General features: G+C 64.4%; 17 protein-coding genes. 11 read left to right on the top strand and 6 right to left on the bottom strand.

Annotated features, from left to right (window positions below):
- Positions 1-739: HNH endonuclease signature motif containing protein (locus AC25Y4_RS06275; protein ID WP_488119492.1), on the top strand; the 739-nt coding region annotated here is incomplete at its 5' end.
- A 135-nt stretch (positions 740-874) separates the two neighbouring features.
- On the opposite strand, the gene AC25Y4_RS06270 is transcribed toward AC25Y4_RS06275, so the two are convergent.
- Positions 875-1,546 carry an alpha-ketoglutarate-dependent dioxygenase AlkB family protein gene (locus tag AC25Y4_RS06270; RefSeq protein ID WP_488119491.1) on the bottom strand — a complete coding sequence of 224 codons (672 nt, stop codon included), beginning with the start codon at positions 1,544-1,546 and terminating at the stop codon, positions 875-877.
- Complete coding sequence (locus AC25Y4_RS06265) at positions 1,543-2,103, bottom strand: NUDIX hydrolase (protein WP_488119490.1); 561 nt, start codon at positions 2,101-2,103, stop codon at positions 1,543-1,545. Before AC25Y4_RS06265 ends, AC25Y4_RS06270 begins: the two co-directional genes overlap by 4 nt.
- A 120-nt stretch (positions 2,104-2,223) precedes the next feature.
- On the opposite strand from AC25Y4_RS06265, the gene AC25Y4_RS06260 reads away from it, so the two are divergent.
- The 7 genes from AC25Y4_RS06260 to AC25Y4_RS06230 all read left to right on the top strand — a co-directional run bounded on the left by AC25Y4_RS06260 (position 2,224) and on the right by AC25Y4_RS06230 (position 12,831).
- The gene (locus AC25Y4_RS06260) at positions 2,224-3,726 is read left to right on the top strand and encodes a DUF3375 domain-containing protein (RefSeq protein ID WP_488119489.1); all 1,503 of its coding nucleotides are present in this window, start codon (positions 2,224-2,226) and stop codon (positions 3,724-3,726) included.
- On the top strand, positions 3,719-4,519 hold the full coding sequence (locus AC25Y4_RS06255; protein WP_488119488.1) for a DUF4194 domain-containing protein: 801 nt from the start codon (positions 3,719-3,721) through the stop codon (positions 4,517-4,519). Before AC25Y4_RS06260 ends, AC25Y4_RS06255 begins: the two co-directional genes overlap by 8 nt.
- A complete protein-coding gene (locus AC25Y4_RS06250) occupies positions 4,516-7,905 on the top strand; it encodes an ATP-binding protein (RefSeq protein WP_488119487.1) in 3,390 nt (1,129 codons plus the stop codon). Before AC25Y4_RS06255 ends, AC25Y4_RS06250 begins: the two co-directional genes overlap by 4 nt.
- Positions 7,906-8,144: 239 nt before the next feature.
- The gene (locus tag AC25Y4_RS06245) at positions 8,145-9,584 is read left to right on the top strand and encodes a lipase maturation factor family protein (protein ID WP_488119486.1); all 1,440 of its coding nucleotides are present in this window, start codon (positions 8,145-8,147) and stop codon (positions 9,582-9,584) included.
- Positions 9,577-11,019: a phytoene desaturase family protein gene (locus AC25Y4_RS06240; RefSeq protein ID WP_488119485.1), complete on the top strand. Its 1,443-nt coding sequence runs from the start codon at positions 9,577-9,579 to the stop codon at positions 11,017-11,019. The genes AC25Y4_RS06245 and AC25Y4_RS06240 overlap by 8 nt, the downstream gene beginning before the upstream one ends.
- A gap of 85 nt (positions 11,020-11,104) precedes the next feature.
- Positions 11,105-11,461 carry a zinc ribbon domain-containing protein YjdM gene (locus AC25Y4_RS06235; RefSeq protein WP_488119484.1) on the top strand — a complete coding sequence of 119 codons (357 nt, stop codon included), beginning with the start codon at positions 11,105-11,107 and terminating at the stop codon, positions 11,459-11,461.
- 458 nt (positions 11,462-11,919) lie between these two features.
- Positions 11,920-12,831 carry an aggregation-promoting factor C-terminal-like domain-containing protein gene (locus AC25Y4_RS06230; protein WP_488119483.1) on the top strand — a complete coding sequence of 304 codons (912 nt, stop codon included), beginning with the start codon at positions 11,920-11,922 and terminating at the stop codon, positions 12,829-12,831.
- Positions 12,832-12,939: 108 nt separating this feature from the next.
- Here AC25Y4_RS06230 and AC25Y4_RS06225 read toward each other — a convergent pair whose 3' ends face one another.
- The 3 genes from AC25Y4_RS06225 to AC25Y4_RS06215 form a co-directional block, all read right to left on the bottom strand.
- Positions 12,940-15,375, bottom strand: coding sequence for a penicillin-binding protein (locus AC25Y4_RS06225; RefSeq protein ID WP_488119482.1), 2,436 nt, complete (start codon positions 15,373-15,375; stop codon positions 12,940-12,942).
- 340 nt (positions 15,376-15,715) lie between these two features.
- The gene (locus AC25Y4_RS06220; protein ID WP_488119481.1) at positions 15,716-16,201 is read right to left on the bottom strand and encodes a hypothetical protein; all 486 of its coding nucleotides are present in this window, start codon (positions 16,199-16,201) and stop codon (positions 15,716-15,718) included.
- A gap of 64 nt (positions 16,202-16,265) precedes the next feature.
- A complete protein-coding gene (locus tag AC25Y4_RS06215) occupies positions 16,266-16,868 on the bottom strand; it encodes a hypothetical protein (protein ID WP_488119480.1) in 603 nt (200 codons plus the stop codon).
- Positions 16,869-17,024: 156 nt separating this feature from the next.
- On the opposite strand from AC25Y4_RS06215, the gene AC25Y4_RS06210 reads away from it, so the two are divergent.
- The 3 genes from AC25Y4_RS06210 (at position 17,025) to ligD (ending at position 19,594) form a co-directional block, all read left to right on the top strand.
- Positions 17,025-17,528 (top strand): MarR family winged helix-turn-helix transcriptional regulator, encoded by a 504-nt coding sequence (locus AC25Y4_RS06210; protein WP_488119479.1) that lies wholly within the window; start codon positions 17,025-17,027, stop codon positions 17,526-17,528.
- Positions 17,529-17,533: 5 nt separating this feature from the next.
- The gene (locus AC25Y4_RS06205) at positions 17,534-18,394 is read left to right on the top strand and encodes a 3-hydroxyacyl-CoA dehydrogenase (RefSeq protein WP_488119478.1); all 861 of its coding nucleotides are present in this window, start codon (positions 17,534-17,536) and stop codon (positions 18,392-18,394) included.
- Between the two features lie 177 nt (positions 18,395-18,571).
- Positions 18,572-19,594 carry a non-homologous end-joining DNA ligase gene (gene ligD, locus AC25Y4_RS06200; RefSeq protein WP_488119477.1) on the top strand — a complete coding sequence of 341 codons (1,023 nt, stop codon included), beginning with the start codon at positions 18,572-18,574 and terminating at the stop codon, positions 19,592-19,594.
- Between the two features lie 55 nt (positions 19,595-19,649).
- On the opposite strand, the gene AC25Y4_RS06195 is transcribed toward ligD, so the two are convergent.
- On the bottom strand, positions 19,650-20,318 hold the full coding sequence (locus tag AC25Y4_RS06195; RefSeq protein ID WP_488119476.1) for a TetR/AcrR family transcriptional regulator: 669 nt from the start codon (positions 20,316-20,318) through the stop codon (positions 19,650-19,652).
- Between the last annotated feature and the right edge of the window lie 24 nt (positions 20,319-20,342).

Below are 20,342 nucleotides of genomic sequence, written 5' to 3'. Positions count from 1 at the left end.
CCTGCAGGGTTCGGATGAGTCCCGCACGCTGACGCAGTTGAAGGCTGATGTGTTCGTTGACCTGGTCCTCGACGCGGGCAACGGTAACGGTGGCGGCAGCGGTAGTAGTGGCGGCGATGGCATCTCAGGCTCGGTGACGGGTGGCGGCAGCCGCGGCATCAAAGCTGATGTCGTCATCCTGGTACCGGCCTTGACGCTCCTCGGCCGCAGCGACGAACCCGCTGTGCTGGAAGGCTACGGGCCGATCGACCTCGACACCGCGAAAGAACTCGTCGGCGACGCGACGAGCTTCCTCCGCATCCTCACCCACCCCGAGACAGGAGCGTTTCTGTCCGTGGGGCGGGATCGCTACCGGCCACCCGCCGGCCTCCGCACGGTGTTGCAGTTGCGGGACGGCACCTGCCGGTTCCCCGGCTGCAATCGGGCGGCCAGGCAGAGCGATTTCGATCACACGGTGCCGTTCGCTGAGAACGGGCAGCAGGGTGAGACGAGGCTGACGAATATGGCCTGCCTCTGCGCGAAGAACCACCGCGACAAACACGAAATCGGCTGGCAGGTCAGCCAGGCAGACGACGGAATCCTCCACTGGACATCACCAACCGGCAACAAGTACGACACCGAACCTGAGAACGAGATCGGGCCAACCGCTCTGCCTACGGTCTCGGTCTCGGCGCCGATCCTGGTTCCGGTCCCGGTCCTGGTCTCGGTTGAATCGGACACCAGTCTCCCGCCGTTCTAGGCGCTCGGCGGGTTGAAACCCATTCCGTTGTCGAGGATAGGGTTCCAGCCAGTCGAGCAGGATGCGAGTTCGGTGAGGAAAATGAGTCGGTTTGAGCAGGATGTGAGTCGGTTGATGAAGCGAGTCGTGCGCGGCTCAGTCGCTGAGACCCGTGACCCGCATGGTGATGTTGATCCGGCCGCTCTCGAGGCCGCATCCGCTCGGCGCCGTGCCCGGATAGACCCGCGTCACGCCGTGGTACGCGAGTCGAGAGGGGCCGCCGAAGACGAAGAGGTCGCCCGACGCCAGGTCGATGTCCTCATACGGCTTCGTCCGACTCTCGGTGTTGCCGAAGCGAAACTGGCAGGTGTCGCCAATCGACAGCGACACGACGGGGGCGCGTGAACGCTCGTCCTTGTCCTGGTGCATACCCATCCGGGCGTCGCTGTCGTAGAAGTTCACCAGCGCGGTATCCGGCGTGTAGTTGTCTCCGGCATGCGGGTCACCGGATGCCGCCACAAGTGCTTTCCGGCCGAGCCGCACCATCCAGTCTGGAAAGTCGAGCACTCGGTTGCCGTTGACGTCGACGGCATCCCGTGAGTATTGGTACGGCCGCCAATGCCAGCCGAGGCAGACGGTCTTCACGCTCATCTCGTGGCCCCGAACGGCCGCCGATCGGATCGGCACAGGGCCGGCCACCCACTCATGGAAGCGCGCAACAGTCCATGCTTGCTGTTCCATCGTCAGCCAGTTGGGTACCCAGGTCGCACCGGGGGAGAGCTCGCGGCGCGGGCGCTCGAACAGGTCGTCGCCGAACAGCGTGGTCACGGCCGGTACTCCCGGCTGAGCGCCGCCTGCCGCGCCCGTTCGACCCGTCGGGCCAACCCGGGAGGGGACGCAGCAGGGAGAGCCCCAACCGGCCACCACTGCACGTCTTCGCTTTCGTCGCTGACTGTCACGGCCGACGCATCATCGGCAATCGCGATGAACCCGACATCGAGGTGCTCCTGGCAGAGCCCGAAGGCCGAGGCGAGGGCATGCCGGTCGACGTCGACGACATCCTCGGAGAGGAGCGTGAGCGCGGCGATCCCGCTCTCCTCCCGCGCCTCGCGAAGCCCAGCCGTAGCCAGCGACTCGTCGGTGCGCTCAAGGTGCCCGCCGAACTGCACCCAGAACTGGCCCTTGCGGTGAAAGCACAGCAGCACGCGCTTGAGGTCTGGTGAGAACACAAAACAGCTCGCCGTGAGGTGCGCAGGCAGCAGTCCCTTGTAAAGGGCTCCCTCGCCCTCAGCGCTGAGATGCTCGAGAAATCCAGCGCGGATGGCGAGCTGATCCTGCGGCGCACCCGTCCAGTCGGTGAGGGTTCGGGTCGCAGAACTGAGCATCGGCCAAGTTTACGCCGAGGCCGATTGTGGATGGCGAGTCGCTGGCACGCGTCGTGTGCGTACGCACCGTGCCCCCACTGGCAGGTACGGTTGATGAGGTCCAGGAAAGGGGCATCCTCGTTGAGTGAAATTGCAGGCGAACTAGCGCGTGTGCGCGAAGCCTTCGACAAACCGACGCTGCGACTGCTCGACCGCAAATGGGCCCCGTTCGTCCTTGCCGTCTTCAAGAGCGCATTCAGCCGCGATCGGCGCAGCGTCCAGGCCGACAGGCTGCATATCCAAGTGGATGCCTACCTCGCCGACCTGCGTTCAGCCGGCGTTTCGACGCCGAACGGCAACGGCCGCGCCCTCTGCGTGCAGTGGATGAACGACCAGTGGCTGTACCGCGAAACCGGTGAGGAAGATGCGGAGCAGTACTCGCTCACCTCGCACGCTCTCGAGGCGCTTTCGCTCGTCGACAGCCTGTCCCGCAGCCGGGCACTGATCAGCGAATCACGGCTCACCATGATCGTTGACACGGTGCGCAATCGCGCAACGCAGGCCAACCCTGATCGTGAGGACCGCATCCGTCGCCTCGACCAGCAGATCGCAGAGCTGTCGAGCGAGCGCGATCGACTGGCGAACGGCGGCGAGGTCGCCGCCGCGTCGAACGAACAGATGCACGAGGGGTACGCGAACCTCATCGACCTCATCGGGCAGCTGCCGAGCGACTTCAAGCGGGTCGAAGAGTCGGTGGCCGGCATGCACCGGCAGATCGTGAACGACTTCCGGGCCGAGGATCGGCCGATCAGCGAGGTGCTCGACGAGTACCTCTCCAAGACGGATGCCCTCATGTCGTCAACCGCTGAAGGTCGCGCTTTCGAGGGCGCATTCGTGCTGCTTCGGAACGACGCCCTGCTGCAGGAACTCAAGAATGACCTGGAGACGATCCTGCTGCATCCGTTCGCCGACACCCTCTCGGCCACGGAACGACGAGCATTCATGGCGACGGTCGGTCTGATTCGGAAGGGCATCGACGACGTGCTCACCCAGCGTAACGGACTGACCACCACGCTTCGTGAGCACATCGTGAACCACGACGTCGTCAAAGACCGCGAGCTTGAGTTGCTGTTGCGTGAGATCAACAAGGAACTGGCGACGTGGATGGAGACGGCCGGCCCGCGCTCTGTGGTCACGGCAGAGCTGATGCCAGGCACGCTCGACGCCCCGCACCTGCGGGAGAAGTTCTACGACGCCGACCTGCACACGCCACCGCCGCCGCTCGATGACGTCTCCGACGACGCCCCTCTGCCACCAAGCCTCGACGACATGCGCAAGCAGGGCGGCCCCCAGCTGCGCCAGATGCAGAACGCGCTGGTGAGCGCGTTCGCCGATGGCGGCGCTGAGTCGATCGGTGACGCCTTCAACGAGCTCGACGCCGACCTGCGGAGGCCCGTCGAGATTCTGGGCCTGATGCAGATCGCGACGCAGATCGACGCGGTCAACCGCACTGGCTTGCTGGAGACATTCGAGGCGGTGCGCCCCGATGGGTCGCGGCGCACATTCACCGTTCCGCGCATCACGTTGAACGACGACGAGACGGCGGCCCTGGCCGCCCTGGACTACGGAACGAACATTGACTGACGAGTGGCAGGACGCCGGAACGAACAACTTCTCCGACGCTGAGAACGAGACGGATATCACCGAACTGGACGAGGGCACGGAGAGCTTCTCGCTGTTCGAGGGCGACGAGGGTGGACTCACCGTTCAGCAGCGCAAGACGCTCGTGCTGCTGCTCAAGCACCGATACATTTCGGCGGCCAGCCAGCCGACGGCCTGGCGCACCCTGCTCGAATCGACGACCCTGCTGAAGTCGCGTCTCAACGATCTCTTCCTTGACCTGCACGTTGACTACAACTACGAGGTTGCGTTCAAGCGCCAGGCGGTGCCGGAGGGCGGGCAGTCATTCCCGACCCTGCTGCACGATGTTGCGTACACGCGCGAGGAAACAATTCTGCTCGTGCTGCTGCGCCAGCGTTTCCGCAGTGAGCGCGCAAACGGCCAGGAAATCGTGCTCGTCGACCGCGACAACCTGCAGGCCAACGTTGCCCACTTCCGCCCAGAGCACGCCACCGACCGGTCAGGAGACGCCCGCCGCACGGCCGGCGCCATCGAGAGCCTGGTCAAGGCGCGCGTGCTGCTGAAGACGAGCGACCCCGACCGGTTCCGCATCTCACCCGTCATCGAGGTACTGCTGCCCGTTGAACGCCTGGCCGAACTGCTGGAGTGGCTCGTCACCGAGAACGCCAGCGGCGATAGCAGTGACAGCAGCATTGATGCCGGCCGTGAGGCGAGCACCGATGTCAGCCCTGACACCAGTACCGAGTACACCCCTGCCGATGCGGCGACTGAGCCCGAACTGGAGCCCGCCTCATGAGCGATTCCCCGCTGTTTTACGTTGACGGACTGACCGAGGGCACCACGCAGTGGAAAGCCGAGACCTTCCAGATGGTCAACTGGGGCGGATTCCACGGGCACCACGAGATCGCGTTCGCATCGACGGCGACGCTGGTGTCCGGCGCATCAGGTACGGGCAAGAGCACGCTGCTCGATGCCTACCTGGCGCTCATGATGCCCTCAGACACCCCGTTCAATGGCGCATCCAACGACGCAGGCTCCGGCAGGGCACGGAGCGCCGACCAGCGCAACCTGATGACCTACCTCAAGGGCAAGACGGACTCCAACCGCGAGGCCGACACCGGCGCTCTACACGACCAGGTGCTGCGCGGCGCAGATTCGTCGACCTGGGGCGCCATCGCCATGACGTTCATCGACGACAACGAGCGCCGCTTCACCGTGCTGCGCACATATTTCGTGCCCCGCGGCACCAACAAGTTCACCGACATCTCCATGAAGATGGCCACCGTTGACGGCGCGCTCGACCTGCGCGACCTCGGCGATGTCGTGGACTCCAAGTTCGACAAGCGCGCCCTGAAAACGCGTTTTCCTGAACTGGATGTCTTCGACACCTATGCGGCATTTGCCCAGACCCTCCACACCAGGCTCGGTATCGGCGCGAACGGTGATGGCAGCAAGGCGCTGCGCCTACTGGCCCGCATCCAAGCCGGCCAGCAGGTCAAGACTGTCGACGGCCTCTACAAGTCGATGGTGCTTGAGGAGCCGGCCACCTTTGCCGCGGCTGACAAGGCCGTCGCCCACTTCGAAGACCTCGAACGCTCATACGGCGCCATGGTCACAGAAGCGCAGAAGGCCAAGGTGCTCGAGCGTTTGCCTGAGCTCTTCAGTGAGTTCGAATCCTCGAGCGCCAAGGCGGCCCTCATCGACACGTTCGGCGTGCACCGCACCGGTGACACGCCATTGCTGCTGTGGCAGCTGAGCGCTGAACAGCGGCTGCTCGCCGCGGCAGCGGATGCCAACCGGCTGCAGCGCGCGGATGTCCAGGCCGAGCTCACCCGAGCCAGGAACGCCGAGAAGGACCTCAAGGCGCGCGTCGCGGAGAGTCAGTCGCGCCAGCGCGACAACGGCGGCGACGTGCTGGCCGGCCTGCAGGGCGAGCTCGCCCAGCTGAATGACAAGCGAGACGAGCTGGCGCGGGAGCGCGCCCGGTTTGACGAGCGGATCGAGCTGCTGGCCACCGCAATTGAGACCAACGACGACTTCACCGCTGCACAGACAGCGGCCGCCGAGTCACTCGCCGGGTTCGCCGCGAACGAGCGCGCCCTCGACGAGTCGCGCGCAGCCCTGCTGCGGGATGCCTATCCGATCGAAGACCAGATTCGCGTCCTCAAGCAGGAACGCACGTTCCTGAGCGGACGCGAGAGCCTGGTTCCCCAGCACCTGCACAACGCGCGGTTGCTGATCGCTGAAGCTGCGGGTATGACCGCAGACGAGCTGCCATTCCTCGCCGAACTCATCGACATCGCGCCGGGCGAAGAAGTGTGGCGGCAGGCCGCGGAGGTGAGCCTGGCATCCGTTGCCCGCGTCGTGCTCGTCGACGAGACCCGCCTCGCCGCGCTCAGCCAGGCGATCGATCCGCTGCACCTGCCAGTGCGGATTCACTTTGAGGGCGTGGCCCTCGGCGCGCTGGCCGGATCGTCAGCAGGAGGCCCGAGCGATACTCGCTATGTGTCTGGGAAGCTGGTCTTCAAGGACTCGCCGTTTTCCCCCTGGGTGCAGAGGCGGGTGCAATCTGCCTCGCTCGATGCGCTGTGCGTCGAGTCGCCGGCCGCGCTGCAGGGTGACGGACCGCGTGTGACAGTGAGCGGACAGACCCGCAACGGCAACCGTGGCGCCCACGGCGTCAACAAAGACCAGAAGCCGATCATCGGATACTCCAGTGCCGTGCGCCAGGCAGAGATCGATAGCGAGCTGGAGCGCCTCACCGCGAAGGCCGCTGCGCTGGCCGCAGAGGTGTCCTCGCTCGGGACAGCGCTGGCAGCGCTGCGCGCAGAGAAGGATGCCAGCCAGTTCCTCGTCGACACCGCATGGGCGTCGATCGACGTAGCTGCCGCAGAGGCCAGGGTCGCCCAGAAGCACGCTGAACACCAGCGCGTGCTCGCCACCAGCGACGTGTTGCGCACCCTGAAGGATGACGAAGAGCGGCTGAGCGCCGAGCTCGAGGCCGCCCAGCTGCAGAAGTTCGCGGCGGATCGCGATGCCCAGCACCTCGCGGCAGAGCAGGCGGCAATCGTCGACCGCGAAGACGAGGTCACCACCCAGCTGGAGCGCATTGAGCGCGACCAGACGGTGACGCTCTCCGAGGAGCAGGCCTCTCACCTCGACGCGCAGTTCGCTGCAGTGGGCGACCCGACAGACCTCACCGCGTTCGACGCCGGTGTGCGCCGGTTGCGGGAGCGACTCATCGAGCAGTCTGCGAGCGACAGGGAAAGCGCAACGAGTGCACGCGACGCACTCATCGGAATCTTTGAGGCCTTCCAGAGCCGCTGGCCAGACCCGAATATCGGGGTGTCGATGGAGTCGTACACCAGCTACCGCGACATCCTCGACTCCGTCCTCACGCTCGGCTTGCATGAACGCCGCCAGGAGTGGAAGCGCCGGCTGGCAACGTGGAGCGGCCAGGACCTCGTTCCGCTTACCGGCGCATTCAACACCTCGATCGAGGAGATCGAAGACCGGCTGCGTCCCATTAACGAGATCCTGTCGTCGCTGCCGTTCGGAGCCGGGCACGATCGCCTGCAGATCTCGCTGCGCCGCCTGCACCGCGACGACTCGGTGAAATTCCGCGCAGAGCTCAAGGCGCTCTCCAACGGATCGACAGACACCCTCACCGATGACGAGACCGAGAACCGATTCCGGCGCCTGCAGCAGTTCATGGCCCAGATCCGGAAGCCAGAAGACGAGTCCAAGCCATCGCTGACCCGCGAGGCGCTGCTCGATGTGCGGAAGCACGTGGAGATCACAGCGGTGCGCACCACGCTCGACGGCCAGGAGATCAGCACCTACTCGTCGCTCGGCGGCAAGAGCGGTGGAGAGACCCAGGAGCTCGTCGCATTCGTCGTCGGCGCAGCACTGCGCTTCCAGCTCGGCGACGAGAGCCGCACACGCCCCCGGTTCGCACCGGTATTCCTCGATGAGGGGTTCGTGAAGTCAGACTCAGAGTTCGCCGGCCGCTCGGTTGCCGCCTGGAAGGGCCTCGGATTCCAGCTCATCGTCGGCTCGCCGCTCGACAAGGTGACGGCGCTGGAGCCATACATGGACCTCGTGCTCTCGATGACCAAGAACAACGCCACCGGATACTCGTACATCACGCCGCTGTCGACCCCAGTACCGGTGCCCGCCTAGTAGTCACCACCTCGCTGGTTGAGGAGCGACCGAGGAACGAGGCCGCGTCTCGAAACCGCCGCACGTCGGCTTCGATATCGGCTCACGAGGTTTCGAGGCGGCCGCGAGCGGCCTTCCTCAACCAACGGAGGCAGGGGTTCCGGTGGTTGAGGAGGCCCGCCAGGGCCGTCTCGAAACCCGTGCGCGACCGGTGCGCGACCATTGACGCCCCGTGACAGCGGCCTAACGTTGGCTGCGAGATGGACTGGTTCGGGGGCAGTTACGAATACGCTCGGGAGATCCTGCAGCGGGGGATAGGCGCGTGCTACCTCATCGCCTTCATCTCTGCAGTGAACCAATTCCCTGCCCTGCTCGGCGAGCACGGCCTGCTTCCGGTGCCGCGGTTCGTGGCGCGCATCCGCTATCGACAATCGCCGAGCCTGTTCCACTGGCGATACAGCGACCGGATGCTGCTGACGCTGGCCTGGTGCGGAATCGTGCTGTCGGCATCCGTTGTAATCGGTCTGCCGCAACTCGGCCCTCCGTGGCTGCCGCTGCTGGTCTTCCTGCTGCTCTGGGCCGGATACCTGTCGATCGTGAACGTTGGGCAGACCTTCTATTCGTTCGGCTGGGAAAGCCTGCTGCTCGAAGCGGGGTTCGTGGTGGCGTTCCTCGGCTCGAACGAGGTGGTGCCTCCGCTGGCGATTCTGGTCTTCCTGCGCTGGCTGGTGTTCCGGCTGGAGTTCGGGGCCGGCATGATCAAGATCCGCGGTGGCAGCGAGTGGCGCGACCTGACAGCGCTCTACTACCATCACGAGACGCAGCCGATGCCGAATCCGGTCAGCTGGTTCGTGCACCATGCGCCGAAATGGTTTCACCGCACCGAAGTCGTCGGCAGCCACTTCGCGCAGCTCGTCGTGCCGTTCTTCCTGTTTGCGCCGCAGCCCGTGGCATCCGTTGCGGCCGCGATCATCATCCTCACCCAGCTGTGGCTGGTGTTCACTGGCAACTTCGCCTGGCTGAACTGGATCACCATCGTGCTGGCCTTCTGCGCCGTCGATGACGAGTCGCTGCGCTTCGTCCTGCCGTTCCTGCCGGAGCCGGGCACCGCTGGGCAGACCTCGCCGCTCTGGTTCACGCTGCTGGTGCTCGCGGCAACCGTGTTCCTCCTTGTGCTGAGCTACCGTCCGCTTCGCAACCTGTTCAGCCACCACCAACTCATGAATGCGAGCTTCAACCGCTATCACCTCGTCAATGCGTACGGCGCATTCGGCACGGTGACCAGGGATCGGTTCGAGGTGATCGTCGAGGGCAGCGACGCTGATATCCCCGAAGCGGATGCCGACTGGCGCGAGTACCAGTTCAAGGGCAAACCGGGGGAGCTCGCATACCGGCCGCGGCAGTTCGCGCCGTACCACCTGCGGCTCGACTGGCTGATGTGGTTTCTGGCCCTCGGGTCGCCGGACACCCGCTGGTTCGAGGTGTTCATGGTGCGGTTGCTGGAGGGTGACAGGCGCACGCTGAAGCTGATGCGCGTCAATCCGTTCCCCAGCGCCCCTCCGCAATGGCTGCGTGCCCGCATCTACCTCTACCGCTTCTCAACCAGGGCGGAGCGGCGTAGAACGGCAGAGTGGTGGGTGCGCATCGAAATGGGTGACCTGGCCGGACCCGTCGGATTGGGAGAGCGACCGCATGCCTGACGTGAACATTGTGGGAACGGGGCCGAACGGGCTGGCGGCTGCCGTCGTGTTCGCCCGCGCTGGGCTCTCTGTACACATGAGCGAGCGTGCGGGGCTGGCCGGCGGCGGCCTGCGCACGGCTGAGCTGACGCTGCCTGGCTACCGGCATGACGTGTGTTCTGCGGTGCACCCAGCGGCGCTCGCATCGCCCTTCTTTCGGGAATGGGGTCTGACCGAGCGCGTGGAGTTCATCATCCCAGACGTGTCGTACGCGCATCCGCTCACGGCAGGGCATGCCGCCATCGCCTATCGTGACCTTGATCGCACGGTGGAACGTCTTGGCGTTGATGGTCCGGCATGGAGGCATTTGATCGAGCCGCTCCTCGGCCGTCTTGAGGGCGTCCTCTCGTTCACAGGCTCCCAGCTGTTGCAGTGGCCGGATGTCCCGCTCGCCGCTATCGAGTACGGCCTCCGCACCCTCGAGCAGGGCTCAGAGCTGTGGCGTCTGCGTTTTCGCCGCGCGGATGCCCCTGCCCTGTTCGCCGGTGCCGCCGCCCACGCCGGGGGACCCCAGCCGTCGCTTGGCACGGCGGGCGCCGGACTGTTGCTGGCCGTGCTTGGCCATGCAGCAGGTTGGGGTTATCCCCGCGGTGGTTCGCAGATGATTGCAGACGCGCTGGTTGCAGACGTGCTGGCGCACGGGGGACAGATCGAACTCGACCGAGAGATTCGCTCGCCGGCCGATCTCGAACCCGCGCGGGTGACCATGCTCGACACCTCACCACGCTTCTTGGCCAGCTTTGCCGGTGCAGCCCTTCCGGAGCGCTATCGACGCGCGCTTGGCCGCTACCGCTACGGCAGCGGGGTTGCGAAGGTCGACTTCGCGCTGAATGGTCCGGTGCCGTGGGCGAACCCGGAGGTCGCACTCGCCCCGACTGTGCACCTGGGCGGGGACCGGCCAGAGCTGACCGAGGCGACACGGGTGGTATTTCGGGGGCAGCACGCGCGGCATCCGTTCGTGCTGGTCACGCAGCCGAGCATCCTCGATGACTCACGGGCGCCGGCCGGTCACCAGGTACTTTGGACGTACGCGTACGTGCCCGCCTACTCAGACGTGGACATGACAGAGACGATCATCCGCCGCGTTGAGCAATTCGCCCCCGGGTTCAGGGACACGATCGTGGGCTCGTCCTCGCGGTCGGCACTCGCCATGGCCGAGCACGATCCGAACTTCGTGGGTGGCGACATCCTGGGGGGAGCCGTCACACTGCGGCAGCTCGTGAAGCGTCCGGTGGTGTCGCCGAAACCGTGGAAGACGCCGGCTCCCGGGGTCTACCTGTGTTCGGCGTCGACACCGCCTGGCCCTGCCGTGCAGGGAATGAACGGCTGGTTCGCCGCACTCATAGCGCTGCATGACGAGTTCGGCATCGCCGAGGCACCGCGGCTTGCCCCGTAGGCGCCAAGCAGGAGCCAGGGGGAGTTGCCCCACCACGCTGCGAACGCGAAGGCCTGCCTGTGTGGTGGCCCACTACGGTTGGAAGGTGAACGAGACCCTCCCGCCCTGCCCAGCATGCTCCAGTGACCTGACCTACGAGATGGGTGCCCTGCTGGTCTGCCCGCTCTGCGCCCACGAGTGGGAGAACGTCCCCACGGAGCAGGTCGACGACGTGGTGGACGAGTTCGTCATCACGGATGCCTCCGGCAGCGTTCTCGCCGACGGCGATACCGTCACCGTTATCAAGGACCTCAAGGTCAAGGGCAGCTCCACCGTTGTCAAGGTCGGTACCAAAGTGCGCAACATTCGCCTGATCAACGGTGTTGGAGATCACGACATCGAATGCAAGATCGACGGCATCGGAGCGATGCAGCTGAAGTCAGGATTCGTCAGAAAGGTCTAGCGGATCGCGGGGAAGGCCTCCGGACCCAGCGGCCCGCGCATCCCGCCGAATGGGGGAGCTGCACGTGTCCTTACTACTGTTTTCCGTAGAAGCGTGGCTACTCCGTCGATGCGACCGAGCGAGCAGATGGGCATGTTCGCTGCCGCGGTGCAAAAAAGCCAGAGCACTGATGACTTTGGCAGGAAAGCGTGAGAAACCGCCCAGAAAAACTTTGCATAATTGCAACTTCGCCCGCGCGGTAGCCCGCCCGTGGATTGTCTAGTACGAATCGTTGGACTCATGTCCGAGCGGTTCATTTTGTGAAAGTTATGCTTACCTCTCTAAAAAATCGCTTCCGTTCGTCCAACAGCGTCCCCGGCGCTGACCGTTCCTCACCCGAAACCGCAGTCCTCGATACCGACACGAGCGCTACTGCCACAAGCCCCATCTCCATAAGCGCCACCACGAGAAGCGCTGTTGTGCGGGAATCCCGCCAGCTTCGCATTCGTAAGCGCATGCTCACGGCCGGCGCCATTGTCGCCGCAGGCGCGATCGTCAGCACCGGATTCGGCGTGCAGACCGCGGTCGCCGAGCAGCGCGAGGCCACCGCAACCGTCAACGCAATCTCGGAGAACAACCGGGTTCTGGCCACGAAGCTGACCGCGTACACGGAGACCGTTGCAGAGCACGCCGCGCACAACGCCACAACCGCCATCGCCGGCGCGAACGTCGTCCTCGCCGCGGCAGCGGGCAAGACGGATGCCACGCCGCTGACCGAATCCGTCACCGCCCTGGCCGATTACACCGCGCTTGAGACACCCCGTGTCTACGAGCTCGTCGATGAGACCGAGGCCAGGAGCGACGAAGTTCGCGCCGCAACGGCTGAGGTCGATCGCCTCGAAGCGGAGTCAGCAGCAGCGGCCGCCGCCGCTGCTGAGGTCGCTGCCAAGGCCGAGGCCGCTGCCAAGGCAGAAGCCGCCGCAGCTGCCAAGGCAGCGAAGGACGCTGCCGCCGCAGCGAAGTCATCGTCATCACCCGCTGCTCCGAAGGCCTCGACGTCGTCGCGTCCGGCTGCTCCGACTGACCCGTCGGGTGCGCAGGCCATCGCCCGCGACCTCATGGCCTCCCAGTACGGCTGGGGCGCTGACCAGTTCGGCTGCCTCGTGAGCCTGTGGAACAAGGAGTCAGGCTGGAACGTCAATGCCTACAACGCCTCGAGCGGTGCCACAGGCATCCCGCAGGCGCTGCCGGGCAGCAAGATGGCATCGGCCGGCTCTGACTGGGCCACCAACCCCGCAACGCAGATCAAGTGGGGCCTTGGCTACATCTCCGGCAGCTATGGCACGCCGTGCGCGGCCTGGGACAAGTCGCAGTCAAGTGGCTGGTACTAAGAAGCAGTAGCACGCAGATTCACCTGCAGCGAGGTGCGTTGGCCCAGAGCCACGCACCTCGCTGCTTTTCTGTGTGCCCAGATCAGTCTGCGCTCAGCGTCTCAGCGCCTAACGGTTGCCCGGTCCGCCATTGTTACCGCCATCGTTGTTGCCGCCACCGGGGTTGGGGCCAGGTGCCGGAACCGGTACAACGGGAGGCACCACGATCTTGACGCCGTCGCTCGAGAAGATGGTCACGGTAGAGCCGCGCCCGGTGCTGGTGCCACCGGCCGGGTCGCTCTTGGCCACGGTTCCCACCGGCATCTCTGATTGGGTGATTCCGCCATCCACGACGTTGAAGCCGGCGGCTTCGAGCACGGATTTCGCGTCGGCCATCGTCTTACCGCGGAGGTCTGGCACATTCACCTGCGGAGCCTGGATGAGATCCCACGTCGCCTCGGCGAAGTCATCTCCGCCGTACTTCGCGTTGGCGACGGACATTACGACGGGCCACATCCGGTGCCTGGCCGTGGCAGCTTGTCCGCTGTCGAAGTAGGTGTTGCGTTGGTCGATATCGCCGTAGACGCTGACCACGCCGACAACTGTCGCCACCTTGCTGCTGGCGCCACTCATCCAGGTGTCCTTGTTTCCGTCGGTCGTTCCGGTCTTGCCGATCATGGGCACTCGGGGAGACGTCGCCCCATAGGACTTCGTGCCAGATCCTGAGGTCAACACCCGCTTCATCGCGTAGACCATGCCGGCGGCGATGCGAGGTTCGACCGACTGGTCACAGGTCGACGCTGGGACTGCGATCTCAGTGCCGTCGGGGCCCACAATCTTGTCGATGGCGATCGGCGAGCACGTTGTGCCGTTGTTGGCGATCCCGGCGAAGGCAACAGCCATGGACAGAGGAGCGACCTCTTCGGTGCCGAGCACGGTACCCGCGCTGTGTTTCAACGGATCGCCGTCTGCGCGGTGCACCTTGAACGCCGCGGCTGTGTTGCCGATGCCGCACAGGTCGAGCTGCTTGGCCATACCGATGAAGCCAGTGTTGATCGAGTTGATCGTCGACTCCAGGGCGCTGTAGTTCACGCCGGCCTCACTGGAGTCATTCTTCGGGTTGAAGTCCGAGTAGCTCTGCGGCCCATCGCAACTGTCCTTGAACGTTCCCCAATTGGACTTGCGCCTGGAGTCGACGCGCTCGTTGAGTGTGTGTCCTTCCTTCAGCCATTCGGCGAGGGTGAACACCTTGTATGTCGAGCCGGGCTGGAAACCACCGGAGTTGCCCTGGTTGTAGTCGGTGTTGTAGTTGATGGCCTCGTACTGCGGGCCGAGAGCCAGCACTTCGTCGTCCTGGCTGTAGATCTTGTTCTGTGCCATCGCGAGTACGCGCCCTGTGCCGACCTGAACGCTCGTGATAACGGCACCGACATCCCAGCCGTCGTACGTCTGTGGCACGTTGTCGCGGATTGCGCCCTCTGCAGCGATCTGCAAGTCGAGGTCGAGTGAGGTGTACACGTCATAGCCACCGCGGCGGAAGTTCGTGAGTCGGGTATCTTCATCGTCCCCGAACGTAGGGTCGGTCTTCAGGAGATAGGTGACGTAGTCACAGAAGTACGCGCTGCCGCCTGCCGTCTGGCATCCGGTGCTCGGCTCCTTGATCGTGGGTTCCACCGGCGCGGCGACTGCGGCTGTGTAGTCTTCGGCGGTGATCTTGCCGAAATTCAGCATCTTCTTCAGGATGTAGTCGCGGCGCTCCTTGTTGGCGGCGTAGCCGTTTGCGACGCCGTTCTCTTCGCTCTCCGGGTTGTCGAGCTGGAACTTGACCGGGTTGTTGACAATTGCGACCAAGCTGGCTGCCTGCGGAAGAGTGAGATTCGCGGCCGACGTGGAGAAGTAGTAGTTGGCGGCGGCTTCGATGCCATAGACGGTGCCGCCATAGCCGGTGATGTTCAGGTAGCCGCGCAGAATGTCATCTTTGGAGTACTTCTTTTCCAGCCCGATGGCCCAGCGCATTTCCTTGATCTTGCGTCCCGGGTTGGGGTCTGTCGCGTCCTCGATGCAGTCGTCGAGCTTGTCCTGGTCGACGATGAGCTCGCACTTCTGCACGAGTACGTTCTTGACGTACTGCTGCGTGATGGAGGATCCACCGCGCAGCTCCTTGCCTGCGAACGATGTGACAGCGCCCTTGACGGTTCCTTCGAGGTCGACGCCACCGTGCTCGTAGAAACGGGGATCTTCGGCCGCGACGACAGCATCCTTCACAAAGGGGCTGATCTCGCTTGAGGCGACCTCAACACGATTCTGGTCGTAGAACGATGCGAGCAGCACGGGGGACCCGTCGCCGCCCGTTGCGAAGATATTGCTCTTCTGGGAGAGCTCATCGATGGCTAGGTACTCGGGGAGTTTCTCAAAGACGCCGATGGTATTGCTGACCGCAATGCTGCTCACGGCGAGTGCCGGAGTGATCCCCACAGCAACCAAGACCCCCGCTGCCGCGCTCATTGCAATCACACCAAGGAAGCCCCCGACGAATTCTCGCGCCGTTCCGTTATTGGCAGACATAGCGAAGAGACTAGCCTGATCAGGGAATTCCCGGCCACACAATTTCGGACAGGGCGTGTCGTTGGCGCCGTCGGCGCTGCTTCACCACCCCGCCCGACTGGCTGCCCCTCCGCTCTCGCGGTACGCTGGCACCATGCGCTGAGGCGAGCGTTGACCACTCGGTCCGCACGCACTCTGCCACGAACGGAGCAAAAACCTCATGGCCGGTGTCCTGATTGGCATTCTTCTTACCTTCGCTGCTATCGGCGGCGTGCTGATCATCGCCTGCGCCGTCGCTCTTGCCAAGTCAGCGAACACCCACAAGTAGCACGCTGCTCCGCGCCCTGCGTGAGTCATCGCGCTAGCGCAGGATCTCGACGAGAAGCACCCAGGCGTTCACCACTGATCCGATGAAGACCAGGATCACACCGGTGGCGATCCAGTAAAGCCCGACCGGATTGTCAGCGGACAGCAGCGCGCCGCCGACCAGGAATGGTGCAATCTGGACCGGACCGAGGATCGCCTTGACGACGCTTGGTGCGAGTGGCCAGTCGCCGCGCCGCGCGATAATCCGCCAGCCTGCGTCGATGTAGAGTGCAGCGGCGCCGGCGGCGAAGGCGAGGATTTCCAGTCCGAGCGCGAGGTTGGCCTGGCGGGGAATCAGCGCTGCCCCCGACGCCACCACGATCAGCACGAGCGAACCGATGGTTGCGCCGGCGCGTGAGGTCATCGTGGGGATCGCGATGATCTGTCCGATGTTGACCGACATCGCCACGATGATCAGCCCGGCCAGCGCTGCGCCTGCACCGGCCGCCGCAACGAAGAAGTCATGCCAGTCGGCCGTCATGGCACGATCTTGACCGGGGGAGCGCCCGTCGTCAAGAAGCGGTGAGGGGTCAAGCGGCCAGGAGTCAGGCGGCGAGGGCGGCGAGATCCTCGCTGATCAAGAGCTCGATGCGGCGGTCGCGGTCGTGCTGATAGTCGTCATCGGAGGCGGGGGGCACGTAACCGCGCAGAAGTGACGCCTCAATCGAGGCAGCGATCTCTCCCCAGGCATTGTCCCTGGCTCGCCTGACCAGCCTGGACAGGTACTCGTCGTCGGTGCAGCGTTCGCGCAATACCCTGGCCATGGATCGCGAGGCCTCTTCCCTGCGCTCCAGGTTGTCTATATCGGCTACGCGATAGTCGTGCACGTGGTCGGCTTCGCCCTTGAGCGCACCGGTCATCAGGCGGGTCGCCTCGATGCGGTCGGCCACGCCGTCAGCCTCCGCTGCGAGAGATTCCAGCACATCGCGGGCGGCAGCACGGTAGTGGGCCTCACTGTATGGCTCCGTTCCGGTGAGAGCGCCGACAACCACGCTGTTCTTCAGCGACATGCGGCAGGCGTACTCAGCAAGCAGTAGGCCCTCTTCTGTTGCGTCTTCGAGGCTGGCCAGTTCTGGATCGGGAAGCGCGGCAAGGTCGAACGGTCGCTGCACGACCTTTGTGCGACGACGACCCCGAAACCACATCATTCCTCGCTCTCGATTAGCTGCGACGCGTGGCCGGCGCGACCACTCTTTCGAGCCTAGTCGCCAGCGAATTTCGCACCACAGGCATCCGCTCAGGAAGGCCGTGAAATCAAGCCGAGGCAATTTGAAAATTGTGCAGCCGAGGCATATCGTTGCATTATGCAACAAAGCAGTTCCGACGCCTCCGCACGCACGGCGGCCGCCGCAGAGATCGTGCACGAGCTGGTCTTGATCTCCCGACGCGGTGTGGCCGACGTCCGATCGTTCGACGCCAGGATCTCGCTGGCTGAGCAGTCGATCCTCATGCACATCGCGATCAACCCCGGCTGCCGTTCCACCGACATCGCGGCCGAATTCGCGCTCAACCGCTCAACGGTGTCTCGCCAGCTGAGTGGTCTCATCCGCCTCGGCCTTGTCATCGAACAGGGAAGCGCCGCGGGCCGCGGACGACCGCTCGAACTCAGCATTGAAGGCCGGAAGCACTATAACGCCGCCATCGATTCGCTCCAGGTGGGTGTCGACACGCGTCTCTCTGAGTGGGCAGATGCCGATGTCGGGGCCTTCGCAGAAGCACTTGCGCGATTCAATCGCGCTCTCGCCGTTGCTCCACAAGAGCACGCACCGAAACAGTCACCACTCGTGACGACCGAAGAAAAGGAATGAACCACATGGGATCGCTGAAGAACATCACGGTACTAGGGACAGGCGTCCTTGGCATGCAGATCGCATACCAGACCGCATACAACGGATTCCCCGTTGTCGCGTATGACATCAACGACGACGCGCTGGCCAAGGCGAAGGCCCGCTCGCTCGAACTCGCTGCCACCTACAAGGAACAGGTAGCCGGTGCTGCAGATGGCAAAGCGGATGCCGCTCTTGCCCGCATCACATTCAGCGCCGACCTCGCCGACGCGGTGAAGGACGCCGACCTCGTGATCGAAGCGATCCCAGAGAACATCGACATCAAGAAGGACACCTACACGAAGCTGGGCGCCCTCGCCCCAGAGAAGACGATCTTCGCCACGAACTCGTCGACGCTGTTGCCGAGTGACCTGATGGAGTTCACCGGGCGCCCCGACAAGTTCCTGGCCCTGCACTTCGCCAACAAGGTCTGGATCTTCAACACCGCCGAGGTGATGGGCACAGAGAAGACCGACCCCGCCGCCTACGCGGCGGTTGCCGAGTTCGCCGGCGAAATCGGCATGGTTCCCATCGAGATCAAGAAGGAGAAGGCCGGTTACCTGCTGAACTCCCTTCTCGTTCCGCTGCTGAACGCCGCCAGCGACCTGCTCATCGACGGCATCGCCGAGCCGGAGATGATCGACAAGACCTGGCGCATCGGAACGGGTGCGCCGTTTGGCCCATTCGAGATCTTCGACGTCGTCGGCCTCACCACTGCGTACAACATCTCCTCCGTCGGCGGCCCGAAGCAGCAGGCATTCGCCGCGTACATCAAGGAGAACTACATCGACAAAGGCAAGCTCGGCGTCAACTCAGGCGAGGGCTTCTACACCTACCCCGCCAAGTAGACGATGCGCTGACGGCGGCACGCGCCCGCCTCGAGAGCTCGGTGACACTGGACCGCTAGATGACTCTGATCTGACACTGGCCTGCCCTGGTCGGTTCAGTGACACTGGTCGGTTCAGTGACACTGGTCGGTTCAGTGACACTGGTCGGATCGGGCGCCCGGGAATAGCGTTGTCTTCATGAAGAGCGAGGCTGTGGCGGTTGAGGTTACCGGCCCGCACGGGGTTCGCCAGGTTCGGCTGACCAGCCCCGGGCGGGTGCTCTGGCCAGAGCCCGGCATCACCAAGCTCGACCTGGCGAACTATGTCGTGGCCGTTGGGGATGCCTTCGTGGCGCAGAACGGCGATCGACCCGTCTCGCTGCAACGGTTTCCAGACGGAATCGAGGGCGAACAGTTCTTCTCGAAGAACCCGCCGCGTGGCGCACCAGACTATGTGCGGTCCGTGATGGTGGTCTACCCGAGCGGCCGAACGCATCCGCAGCTCGTCATCGACGAACCGCCCGCGATCGTCTGGGGCGTCCAGATGAATGCGATCGTGTTCCACCCGTGGCCGTCGCGTGCGGAGAACCCGGATTTTCCAGACCAGATGCGCATCGACCTCGACCCGCAGCCAGGCACCGACTTCGCCGACACCATCCCGGTGGCGCAAGAGTTGCGTCGGCTGCTGGGCGAGGTTGGGCTGACCGGGTACATCAAGACCTCCGGAAACCGCGGGCTGCACGTCTTCGCCGCGATCACGCCAACGCACGAGTTTCTCGACGTGCGTCATGCAGTCATCGCGCTGGCGCGCGAACTCGAGCGACGGATGCCGAAGCAGGTCACGACAGCCTGGTGGAAAGAGGAGCGGGGCGAGCGTATTTTCGTCGACTTCAACCAGGCCAACCGCGACAGGACCATGGCCGGCGCCTACAGCCCCAGGGCCCTGGCTCACGCGCCCGTGTCGTGCCCCCTCGACTGGGACGAGCTCGAGAACGCCGACCCAGCCACTTTCACGATCGCCACAGTGCCGGAGCGGCTGGCAACAACGGGCGACCCGTGGGCGATGCTCGGTGACAATCCGGGCAGCATCGACGAGCTGCTGGGCTGGTGGGACAGGGATCTGGCCGCCGGCCTCGGCGAACTGCCGTTCCCACCCGACTTCCCGAAGATGCCGGGGGAGCCCCCGCGGGTGCAGCCGAGCAGGGCTCGCACCGCGTATTAGTCCGAGAGTCCGAGCACCCAGTCGGCCTCAGCGGCCTAAGGGTCGCCCGTTCTTGCTAGAAGTCGGAAACTGGCTGATGAACGTCGAGTTCTGCCTGGTACGTGCGCTCCAGGAAATCGACCAGGTAGTCGCACGCCACTCGGGTGCACTCGTCGATGAAGAACTGGTCGCCATCGGGGTTGGTCGCGAATGCCCTCGCGATGAGCCCGTCGACGACTTCGACGACGACCTCGACGTGCAGGTTGAGATTCTCGCGTTCGTGGACTCCGAACCGTACGACGAAGATCTCAGCCAAGACGGATGCCGCGAAGCTGCGATTGCTCACCTCGTTGTTCAAGAGGTTCGTGTCAACGGCGTCGCCCAGTCGAAGCCACCGGAAGCCGGGTTCTGTGCGACAGAGTTCGGCGTACACGCCAATGACCCTGGACAGCAGGATCGTCCAATCGCCGGCCTGTGCGCTCAGCGCCTCCTTGGTGCTGGCGATGAAGCGTTCGAGGTTGCGGGCGGCAAGTGCGCGGGCCACAGCCTCAAGGTCGCTGAAGTAGCGATAGATGCCAGGGCCGGACATGCCGGCTTTTCGCGCAACCAACGTCATCGTGACGTTGCGGTAGCCCACCTCGTCGATGAGCGCTGCCGCTGCGTCGAGTATCAGTCCCAGTCGCGCGTTGCTGCGATCTTGCTGGGGTACACGACGCAGGCTCGCTGTGCCTTGGTTGCCAACCATTTCATCCCCCATAGTTCGCTTACA

Source organism: Leifsonia sp. Y878 (genome assembly GCF_057669685.1).
This window is presented reverse-complemented; position numbering and strand designations above follow the sequence as displayed.